Here is a 9,476-nt window from a genome sequence, read left to right on the forward strand (position 1 = left end):
GAGATGGCACTCCAACACATTTTCGACGACGCGAGCCGCATCATGACCGTGATCAGCTTCGCCACCTTCGCCGGCATCCTGGCCTGGACCTATGTGCTGCGCAAGGAGCAGGATTTCGCCCAGGCCGCCGCGCTGCCGTTCGCCGACGACAAGGACGCGGACAACGAGCCGGGAGAAGACTATGTCTGACTTCACCAGCGGCTTCTGGAACTGGTACATCGTGCTGATCACGGTCCTGGGTATCGCCGGCTGCGCGATCCTGTTGTGGTCCCAGTCCAAGCACAAGGTCAGGATCGGCGAGGACGGCCAGCCGGAAAAAACGACCGGCCACGTCTGGGATGAAGACCTGACGGAGCTGAACACCCCGATGCCGCGCTGGTGGATGGGGCTGTTCTACCTGACCATCGTGTTCGCGGTCGTCTACCTGGTGCTGTATCCGGGCCTGGGCAGCTACGCGGGCAAGCTGGGCTGGAAGTCCAGCGGCGCCTACCAGCTCGAAGTGAAGCAGGCGAATGCCGACTACGGTCCGCTGTTCGACAAATACCTGAAGCAGGACATCAGGATGGTGGCGCGCGACCCGCAGGCCCATGCGATCGGCGAGCGCCTGTTCCTGAACTACTGCGCCCAATGCCACGGCTCGGACGCGCGCGGCAACAAGGGTTATCCGAACCTGACGGACAAGGACTGGCTGTACGGCGGCGAACCCTCCGTCATCAAGGAAACCATCATGAAGGGCCGTAACGGCCAGATGCCGCCGATGGGCGCGGCCCTCGGCGCCGACAGCGACGTCGAGAACGTGGCCCATTACGTGCGCAGCCTGTCCGGCCTGACCGCGGACCCGGTCAAGGTCGCCTTCGGCAAGCCGAAGTTCGGCGCCTGCGCCGCCTGCCATGGCGCCGACGCCCACGGCAACCCGGCGCTGGGCGCCCCGAACCTGACGGACAAGGTCTGGCTCTACGGCGGCAGTGCGGAAACCATCATGGAGACCATCCGCAAGGGCCGCAACAACACCATGCCGGCCTGGGGCGAATTCCTCGGCGAGGGCAAGGCGCACGTGCTGGCGGCCTATGTCTGGAGCCTGTCGAACGATCCGAACGATCCGAACGCGCCGGAGGCGGCAAAATGAATGCGCGGGAGCCCGTGGTGAAGGAAGCGGTCGTCAAGATGTACGCCGCGCGCGAGGAGATCCATCCGCGCGAGGTGAAGGGCCGCTATGCCACCTTGCGCTGGGCCTGCGTGTGGCTCACGCAGATCCTGTTCTACGGCCTGCCCTGGGTGCAATGGAACGGACGCCAGGCCGTGCTGTTCGACCTCGGCGCCCGCAAGTTCCACCTGTTCGGCCTGGTGCTGTGGCCCCAGGACTTCATCTACCTGGCCGGCCTCCTGATCATCTGCGCCTATGGCCTGTTCCTGGTGACGACCGTCGCCGGCCGCGTGTGGTGCGGCTATGCCTGCCCGCAGACGGTGTACACCGAGATCTTCCTGTGGATCGAGCGCCGCATCGAGGGCAACCGCAGCGCGCGCATCCGCCTCGACCGCCAGCCGTGGACGGCGGAAAAGCTGGGCAAGCGCGGCGCCAAGCACCTGGCCTGGGGCATCGTCGCCCTGTGGACGGGTTTCAGCTTCGTCGGCTACTTCACGGAGGTAGCCCAGCTCGGCCACGAAGCGCTGGGCTTCTCGCTCGGCCCCTGGGAAGCCTTCTGGGTGCTGTTCTATGCCTTCGCCACCTACGGCAACGCCGGCTGGATGCGCGAGCAGGTCTGCAAGTACATGTGCCCCTATGCGCGCTTCCAGAGTGCGATGTTCGACCGCGACACCCTGATCGTCAGCTACGACGCGGCACGCGGCGAACCGCGCGGCCTCTCCAGGACGGAGCAGAAGGGCGACTGCATCGACTGCGGCATGTGCGTGCAGGTTTGCCCGACCGGCATCGACATCCGCAAGGGCCTGCAGTACGAATGCATCGGCTGCGCGGCCTGCATCGACGCCTGCGACAGCGTGATGGACAAGGTGGGCAAGCCGCACGGCCTGATCCGCTACGCGACCGAGAATGCGCTGGCCGGCGGCTGGTCCGCGGCCCAGGTCAGGCGCCGCCTGCTGCGCCCGCGCGTGATCGGCTACGGCCTGGTGTTCTTTGCCATCGCCGCCGCCTTCTCCGGCGCGCTGGCCCTGCGCACCCCGCTCAAGCTGGACGTGATCCGCGACCGCGGCGCGATGGGGCGCGAAGTCGAGGACGGCATGATCGAGAACGTCTACCGCCTGCAGATCATGAATACGGCCGAGCGCGAGCACCTGTACCGCATCCACGTGGACGGCATCGCCACCGCCGGCATCGCCGACGAGGACCTGGTCGAACTGGCCGGCGCCTCGACGCGCGCGGTGCCGGTGCGGGTAAGAGTCCAGCCGGGCAAGGCGGCCGGCGGCTCGCACCCGATCCGCTTCACGGTCAGCGCCCTCGACGACCCCTCGCTGCAGGTGAGCGAGAAGGCGGTTTTCATCATTCCGAAATGAGAGGAAGCGACATGCACGTCACGCCCGATACCGCCCAGGCCGCGCCCTGGTACACGCACCGCTGGCCCTGGTTCCTGATGCTGGGCCCCGCCACGGTGGTGGTGGCCGGCTCCTTCGCCACCTGGCTGGCGCTCGGCCACCCGGACGCCATGGTGGTCGACGACTACTACAAGCAGGGCAAGGCCATCAACCAGGACCTGCGCCGCGACCGCGTGGCCAGCGCGATGCGCATCGTCCTGGACATGCGCTACGCGGGCGGGCGCCTGACGGGGCGGATCGAAAGCCTCGGCCGGCCGCTGGCGGCGCCCTTCACGATCCGGCTTGCGCATCCGACCCTTCCGGAGCGCGACCTGAGCCTGCTGGTGAAGCCGGATGCCGACGGCGTGTTCTCGGTGCCGCTGCCGGTGCTGGAGCAGACCCACTGGCAGGTGGTCATCGAAGGGAATCGGCGCGACTGGCGGCTGGCGAAGAGCTGGTCCTGGCCGCGCCAGCAGGAACTGGCGATCGAGGCCGACCGTTCGTGATCCCTAGTTGCCGCGGTAGGTCGAGAAGCCGTAGGGGCTGAGCAGCAGCGGGATGTGGTAGTGCGGCAGCTTGCCGTCCGCCCTGAAGATCACCGGCACCTCCGGGAAGAAGGTCTCGGCCTGGTGCCCGGCGAACCACTTGCCGGTCTTGAAGGTGACCTTGTAGGTGCCCGCGCTCCATGCGCGGCCGTCCGGGAAGAGGGCGCCGATCCGGCCCTGTTCGTCGGTAGCAGCGGTATTCAGCGTGGTCCAGCGACCATCCTCCTGCTTTTCCAGCACCACTTCCACGCCGGGCGCCGGCCGTCCATCCTGCAGGTTCAGCACGTGCACGCTCAGCGGGTTCGGTGCGGCCGCATGGGCGGCGCCCGCCAGGGCGCCGGCGGCCAGCAGACAGGCCATTCTCTTCATCGCAATCCTCTTCAGTCGTATCGATGGCGCCATGGTAGCCAGCCGCGTCGCAGGCATGGATGACGCTTCGATTACAAATTTGTAAGCCAGCGGTGGCGCGCGCGCGGTAAGCTATGCGGCATGACGATCCTGATTGTGGAAGACGAAGCGAAGACCGCGGACTACCTGCGCAAGGGCCTGCAGGAGTCCGGCTACCTGGTGCAGGTGGCGGCCACCGGGTTCGAAGGACGCAGGCTGATCGAAAGCGAACGCTATGACCTGGTGGTGCTGGACGTGATGCTGCCCGGCCTCGACGGCTGGGAGCTGCTGCGCCTGCTGCGCCGCGAATCCGAGGTGCCGGTGATGTTCCTGACCGCGCGCGATGCCGTCGAAGACCGGGTCAAGGGACTCGAGCTGGGCGCCGACGACTACCTCGTCAAACCCTTTTCGTATGCCGAGTTCCTGGCGCGCGTGCGCACGCTGCTGCGGCGCACCGCGCGCGACGCCGAACGCCTGCAGACCGCCGACCTCGAACTCGACCTGCTGCGCCGCCAGGCCATCCGCGCCGGCGAGCGCGTCGAGCTCACCAACAAGGAATTCGCGCTGCTGCACCTGCTGCTCAGCCGCGAAGGGGAGGTGCTGTCGCGCACCTATATTGCGTCCCAGGTCTGGCGCATGAACTTCGACAGCGACACCAACGTCGTCGACGTCGCCATCCGCCGCCTGCGCGCCAAGATCGACGACGGCCATGCCCTGAAACTGATCCACGCCGTGCGCGGGGTCGGCTACGTGCTGGAGGCGCGCGCTTGAGCGGCTGGCCGCGCGCGCTCAGCCAGCGCCTGGCCCTGCTGTTCGCGCTCGGCAGCGCGCTGCTGCTCGGCGCCATCTGCATCTTCCTGTACGGCGCGCTGGAACGCGAGATCGCCTGGCGCGACGACCAGGCCCTGGCCGGGCGCATCGAGCGGACGCGTTCCCTGATCGAAGACAGCGCCGACCTCGAGGTCCTGCGGCGCCGTCCGCGCCTGTACGACAATATGCTCGGCAACCGCGACAGCGCGCTGTGGATCGTCGATGCCGCCGGCCAGGTACGCATCGCGGTCGACCCGGCCGGCGTGGCCTTGCCCTCATCGCTCTCCACCCTGGCGCCCGGCGACGGCAAGCTCGTACTGCGCACCATCGAGGGCAGGCAGCCGGTGCGCCTGGCCTGGATGCGGGTGCCGGGCCCGGACGGCAGCCTGACCCTCATCGCCGGCAAGCTGCTGGCCGAGCGCGAACAGATGCTGGGCGCCTACCGCCTCAAGCTGTGGCTGGCGCTGGCCGCCGGTTCCGGCCTCGCCTACCTGCTCGGACTGGCGGTCGCCACCCGTGGCTTGCGGCCGGTGCGCGAGCTGGCCGCACGCGCCGCCGCGATCGATGTCCAGCACCTGTCGCTGCGCCTGGTCGACGCCAGCGAATTGAGCGAGCTGCGGGCCTTGCGCGCGGCGCTGAACCAGATGCTGGAGCGCCTGGAAGCCGGCTTCGCCCAGCTGGCGCGCTTTTCCGAAGACCTGGCGCACGAGATGCGCACGCCCCTGAACAACCTGATGGGACAGACCCAGCAAGCCCTGAGCCGGGCCCGCTCCGCCGCGGATTACCAGGACGTGCTGGTGTCGAACCAGGAGGAGTACGAGCGCCTGGCGCGCATGATCGACAGCATGCTGTTCCTGGCCCGCACCGAAGCCTCGTCCGCGATCGCGCGCGAAGCCGTCGACCTGCACGAACTGGCCGCCCAGCTGTGCGACTACTTCGAAGGCATGGCCGAGGAACGCGGCATGGCGCTGCTGAACCGCATGCAGGGCAGCCTCGCGGCCGACCGCGAGCTGCTGCGCCGCGCCCTGGCCAACCTGCTGGCCAATGCCCTTCGCTATGGCGAGGCCGGCACCGCGATCACGCTCGCCGCCGGCGTCACGGGAGGCGGCATCGAACTGTCGGTCCACAACCTCGGCGCGCCGATCGCGGCCGAACACCTGCCGCATCTGTTCGAGCGCTTCTACCGCTGCGATCCGGCGCGGCACGGACCCGGCGAATCGGGCGGCCTCGGCCTCGCCATCGTGCGCTCCATCATGCAGCTGCATGGCGGCAGCGTGCGCGCGGAGAGCGGCCCCGAAGGAACCCGTTTCGTATTGACGTTTCCAAGCGTAGGGGCTTCATGTTAAATTTCCGTTAGTCAATAAAAACACGGAAGAGAGACATGACCCAGACCCGCCAGCGCATCCTGCGCACCACCATCGCTTCGCTGTTCCTCCCGCTGGCCCTGGCCACCGCCATGCCGCAAGCCATTGCCGCCGGCAAGCCGGCCAAGGCCGCCGCCGCGGCGCCCGCCGTCAAGCCGAACAAGGCCTTCGACGCCTGGGCCGACCGCTTTGCCGAAGACTGGGTGCGCGCCAATCCGCAAGAGGCGACCTCGACCCAGTATTTCACGGGCGCCGAACAGGACGCCCTCGACCGCCAGCTGACCCCGCTGACGCGCGCCCAGCGCCAGAAGCGGATCGCGCTGGCCAAGACCGGCGTGGCGCGCCTCGACAAGTTCCTGGCCGGCCCGCTGAGCGAGGAACAGCGCACCTCGGCCTCGGTGATGCGCTGGAGCCTGGCCAACACCGTCGACAGCGAACCCTACGAAGACTACAACTTCGTGTTCAGCCAGTTCGGCGCCCAGGTCGGCCTGGTCAACTTCATGACCACCACGCATCCGCTGCGCCGCGCATCCGACCTGGCCAGCTATATGGCGCGCCTGGAGCAGGTGGGTCCGCGCCTCGACGAAGCCCTGGTGCGCGCGAAGGAGGCGGCCGCGAAAGGCATGCTGCCGCCGCGCTTCATCCTCGAACGCGGCCAGTACCAGGTCGACCTCTTCCTCAAGCCGGAAGCCGGCCAGAACGTGCTGGTGACCACCCTCGACCAGCGACTGGCGAAGCTGCCGGACGTGCCGGAAGCGGCGCGCAGCAAGGCGGTGGCGGATGCCGCGCGCATCGTCGACGCGAAGATCCGCCCGGCCTACCAGCGCATCCAGGCCTTCCTGGCCGAGATCCATCCACGGACCAACGACAGCGCCGGCATCTCGCGCCTGCCGGGCGGGCTCGCGGCCTACCAGCAAGCCCTGAAAACCTACACCAGCACCAACCTGACGGCGGAACAGATCCACGAGATCGGCCTGCGCGAAGTCGCCCGCATCGAAGCCGAGATGGACCGCCACCTGCGTTCGCTCGGCTATACCGACGGCACCATCGAGCAGCGCATGAAGCAGCTGGATGCCAGCTTCCAGCCGAAGGGAGAAGGGGATCCGCGTCCCGAGATCCTGCAGAAGTACGCGGCGATGGTGGCGGACGCCGAACAGCGCAGCAACACCCTGTTCAAGCTGAAGCCGCGTGCCCCGGTCGAGGTGCGCCGCGAGCCGCCGCTGACCGAGCCTTCGGCCTCGGCCCACTACTCGCTGCCGGCGCCGGACGGCAGCCGTCCCGGCATCTTCTGGGTGCCGATGCGCGGCCCCACTTTCGACATGATCCGCATGCGCAGCCTGTCCTACCACGAGGCGGTGCCGGGCCACCACTTCCAGCTGGCGATCCAGCAGGAACAGACCGGCCTGCCGAAATTCCGCGCCCAGCGCATCTTCGGCGGCGGCAGCGCCCACAGCGAGGGCTGGGGCCTGTACGCCGAGCGCCTGGCGGTGGAGCAGGGCTGGTATGAGGGCGACGTCCCGGGCCTGCTCGGCGCCCTCGGCTCCGAACTGTTCCGCGCCCGCCGCCTGGTGGTCGACACCGGCCTGCATACCAAGGGCTGGACCCGCCAGCAGGCGATCGACTACGGCATCGGCGCCCAGGAAGTAGAGCGCTACATCGCCCGCCCGGGCCAGGCCTGCGCCTACATGATCGGCATGCTGCGCATCCTCGAACTGCGCGACCAGGCCAGGCGCGAGCTGGGCGACAGGTTCTCGCTGCCGGCCTTCCATGACGTGGTGCTGAAGAATGGTTCGGTGCCGCTGGATGTGCTGGGGGAGATCGTGCAGCGCTGGGTGGCGCAGCAGAAGCTTGCTTGAAGACGGATAGCAGAACGTGTGGTTCGACTCGACGCTGTTATCGGAAAGATGAAGGGAAACAAACCATGACGACATCGAAGCGAACCTGGCTCAACGGCAATACCATGTACGAGGGCTTTCCACTCTATATGCGCCGGCCGGACGTGAAGGTCGCGGAGTTCGCGGGACTTCGGCCGACGTATCCGCGACTGCTGGTGCTGACGCACAAGCTGAAGCATGTGAGGGAAAACGGGCTCCCGGAAGGGGATTACAACGACTCGCTCATAACGCTGAGCAGCTGTGTGACGGCGCCTTTCGACGACGAAACGCGCGGGCTGATTGCCGTTATCGAAACCTTTGCAGGCAAGCGGACTTACTATATCTATCTTGCGCCTTCATTCGATGCGGACGCCTTCGTTCAGGGAGTCAAGGAACGTTTTCCCGACGAAGGGTTCGCCGGCAAGGTACATGCAGACCCGACGTGGAAGTTTTTTCACGGGTATGCCGGGGAGTTTCAGTTTGCCTAGGAGCGCCGAATAGAACGGCTTAGGCTTCGGGAATATCGTGTCGGATCCAGGTTCGGCAGAGCGTCAGACCGCGTGGCGCATCTTCAATTCACATCGGACAGTCCACCAGGACGCGATTACTCCGGAAATTCCGTCGGCTGCGAAGGTGGGTTGTGGCGACGCCTGGTCGGCTCCAAAACGACGCGCATTGCGAAATCAGGCGGGAGGGGCCGCTCTGAAAGTTCGCCGGCAGCTTGTGCGCGTACTTCAGCGGAGCTCGAGTAGATCGCAGCGTCAATCAATAGGGCGGTCTTATAGTCACGGCGTCTGTTCATTACTCGCTTCCCCATAGTGGGCGGATATGCTGAGTATATCCATTCGCGCTTGACGTGGCGCGCTCGGCAGTGAAGCGAATCCGGGTTATGCAGCCTGGCTCAGCACCGCCTGGGATTACGTCTACTGCATCGAAAACGCTGGTATATCCTGGCGCCGATCTGCACAAACATAGTTTCCACCATCGTCTGCGGCTGCTCACCCAGCGTGGTGGCCAGCCTGATCCTTTTACTTGCCGGCTCACGCATCTGCCGGCGATACGTCGAGAGACCTTGTCAGATCCTCCAAGCCAGGCGTTCGAACGTATCGCACAGTGAAGACAATGACTGTAGCGTATCAATGGCACTGGATCGCCGCTTTCGATCCAGCAAAACCGCCTGCATCCCAAACGCCCGCGGTCCCGCCACATCCGCCTCCGGCGTATCGCCGACCATCAGCACCTCGCCCGGCAGGCAGCCCAGTTGCCGGCACGCGTAAGCATAGATGGCCGGATCCGGCTTGATGGCCGCGGCATCGAAACTCCAGACGTGGGCGTCGAGCGCAAACGGGAGCAGCGATTCGATCGGCGCCGCATAGTCCAGCGCAAGGTTCGAACACAGCCCGAGTTTGAAGCCGCGGCGTTTCAATTCCTGCAGTGCGGGCAGGGTGTCCTCGAAGGTCGCAATCGACGCGATTTCGGCGCGCAGCTCGCTGTCGAGCCGCTCACGGTCTATTGTGTTGAAAAACTCCTGGGCAAGAAGCAGTCCTGATGAAGTAACTGTACAGGAAAGATGGGGACTGGCCGATCCGGCTCTGGTTAACTCATCGCTAAATTATCGTTTCGCCGTACCGGCAACAGCTTTTTGGCCATTCGGCGAAGGTTTTGCGCCGTTGCTGCCAACAGAAACTCATCGTGGGCACCGCTGGGCCCACGCAAACGCAATTGCCTAAGTTTGAGAATGCGTTTGAGGTGTGCAAACAGCATCTCTACCTTCTTCCGTTCCCGACGCGACTCGCGATAAGCTTGGGTTTTACCGATAGCTCTTGCCACATCGCGCGCCGGCTCATGCGGACTGCGGTCGATTTTACGAATGATCATGTTGGGACAGCACTGCGGCTTTAGCGGGCAAACCTTGCAGTCGTATAGGCTGGCGCGATAGCGAAACGGATTTTTCTGCTGGCTGCGCT

Annotated in this window: 11 protein-coding genes; 8 read left to right on the plus strand and 3 right to left on the minus strand. The window is 66.0% G+C overall.

Going from position 1 to position 9,476, the window contains the following annotated elements:
- The first annotated feature begins 3 nt into the window (after positions 1-3).
- The 4 genes from AC1DOQ_RS15545 to AC1DOQ_RS15560 are packed head-to-tail and all read left to right on the plus strand — an operon-like array spanning position 4 to position 3,035.
- Positions 4-189 carry a cbb3-type cytochrome oxidase subunit 3 gene (locus AC1DOQ_RS15545; RefSeq protein ID WP_477365792.1) on the plus strand — a complete coding sequence of 62 codons (186 nt, stop codon included), beginning with the start codon at positions 4-6 and terminating at the stop codon, positions 187-189.
- Positions 182-1,126 (plus strand): cytochrome-c oxidase, cbb3-type subunit III, encoded by a 945-nt coding sequence (ccoP, locus tag AC1DOQ_RS15550; protein WP_477365795.1) that lies wholly within the window; start codon positions 182-184, stop codon positions 1,124-1,126. Before AC1DOQ_RS15545 ends, ccoP begins: the two co-directional genes overlap by 8 nt.
- Positions 1,123-2,511, plus strand: a complete 1,389-nt coding sequence (gene ccoG / locus AC1DOQ_RS15555) for a cytochrome c oxidase accessory protein CcoG (protein WP_477365799.1) — start codon at positions 1,123-1,125, stop codon at positions 2,509-2,511. The genes ccoP and ccoG overlap by 4 nt, the downstream gene beginning before the upstream one ends.
- Before the next feature lie 11 nt (positions 2,512-2,522).
- Complete coding sequence (locus AC1DOQ_RS15560) at positions 2,523-3,035, plus strand: FixH family protein (RefSeq protein ID WP_477365802.1); 513 nt, start codon at positions 2,523-2,525, stop codon at positions 3,033-3,035.
- A 3-nt stretch (positions 3,036-3,038) separates the two neighbouring features.
- On the opposite strand, the gene uraH is transcribed toward AC1DOQ_RS15560, so the two are convergent.
- Positions 3,039-3,443: a hydroxyisourate hydrolase gene (gene uraH / locus AC1DOQ_RS15565; RefSeq protein WP_477365805.1), complete on the minus strand. Its 405-nt coding sequence runs from the start codon at positions 3,441-3,443 to the stop codon at positions 3,039-3,041.
- 120 nt (positions 3,444-3,563) lie between these two features.
- On the opposite strand from uraH, the gene AC1DOQ_RS15570 reads away from it, so the two are divergent.
- The 4 genes from AC1DOQ_RS15570 to AC1DOQ_RS15585 all read left to right on the plus strand — a co-directional run bounded on the left by AC1DOQ_RS15570 (position 3,564) and on the right by AC1DOQ_RS15585 (position 7,997).
- Complete coding sequence (locus tag AC1DOQ_RS15570) at positions 3,564-4,232, plus strand: heavy metal response regulator transcription factor (RefSeq protein ID WP_477365808.1); 669 nt, start codon at positions 3,564-3,566, stop codon at positions 4,230-4,232.
- On the plus strand, positions 4,229-5,617 hold the full coding sequence (locus tag AC1DOQ_RS15575; RefSeq protein ID WP_477365811.1) for a heavy metal sensor histidine kinase: 1,389 nt from the start codon (positions 4,229-4,231) through the stop codon (positions 5,615-5,617). Before AC1DOQ_RS15570 ends, AC1DOQ_RS15575 begins: the two co-directional genes overlap by 4 nt.
- A 35-nt stretch (positions 5,618-5,652) precedes the next feature.
- Entirely contained in the window at positions 5,653-7,491 is a 1,839-nt protein-coding gene (locus tag AC1DOQ_RS15580; protein WP_477365814.1) for a DUF885 domain-containing protein, read from the plus strand.
- 65 nt (positions 7,492-7,556) lie between these two features.
- Positions 7,557-7,997: a DUF695 domain-containing protein gene (locus tag AC1DOQ_RS15585; RefSeq protein ID WP_477365817.1), complete on the plus strand. Its 441-nt coding sequence runs from the start codon at positions 7,557-7,559 to the stop codon at positions 7,995-7,997.
- 587 nt (positions 7,998-8,584) lie between these two features.
- Here the strand turns inward: AC1DOQ_RS15585 and AC1DOQ_RS15590 are convergent.
- Together AC1DOQ_RS15590 and AC1DOQ_RS15595 are read right to left on the minus strand one after the other, a co-directional pair.
- Positions 8,585-9,052: an HAD family hydrolase gene (locus tag AC1DOQ_RS15590; protein WP_477365854.1), complete on the minus strand. Its 468-nt coding sequence runs from the start codon at positions 9,050-9,052 to the stop codon at positions 8,585-8,587.
- Positions 9,053-9,105: 53 nt separating this feature from the next.
- A partial coding sequence (locus AC1DOQ_RS15595) for a transposase (RefSeq protein WP_477365820.1) occupies positions 9,106-9,476 on the minus strand: 371 nt, incomplete at its 5' end.

The organism is Massilia sp. 01N417 (assembly GCF_056399645.1).

What these genes read in the sequence shown, in the direction of transcription:
- AC1DOQ_RS15560 (WP_477365802.1), top strand. Translation starts at nt 2,523, where the DNA reads ATGCACGTCACGCCCGATACCGCCCAGGCCGCGCCCTGGTACACGCAC.
- AC1DOQ_RS15545 (WP_477365792.1), top strand. Translation starts at nt 4, where the DNA reads ATGGCACTCCAACACATTTTCGACGACGCGAGCCGCATCATGACCGTG.
- AC1DOQ_RS15585 (WP_477365817.1), top strand. Translation starts at nt 7,557, where the DNA reads ATGACGACATCGAAGCGAACCTGGCTCAACGGCAATACCATGTACGAG.
- ccoG (WP_477365799.1), top strand. Translation starts at nt 1,123, where the DNA reads ATGAATGCGCGGGAGCCCGTGGTGAAGGAAGCGGTCGTCAAGATGTAC.
- uraH (WP_477365805.1), bottom strand. Translation starts at nt 3,443, where the DNA reads ATGAAGAGAATGGCCTGTCTGCTGGCCGCCGGCGCCCTGGCGGGCGCC.
- AC1DOQ_RS15580 (WP_477365814.1), top strand. Translation starts at nt 5,653, where the DNA reads ATGACCCAGACCCGCCAGCGCATCCTGCGCACCACCATCGCTTCGCTG.
- AC1DOQ_RS15570 (WP_477365808.1), top strand. Translation starts at nt 3,564, where the DNA reads ATGACGATCCTGATTGTGGAAGACGAAGCGAAGACCGCGGACTACCTG.
- ccoP (WP_477365795.1), top strand. Translation starts at nt 182, where the DNA reads ATGTCTGACTTCACCAGCGGCTTCTGGAACTGGTACATCGTGCTGATC.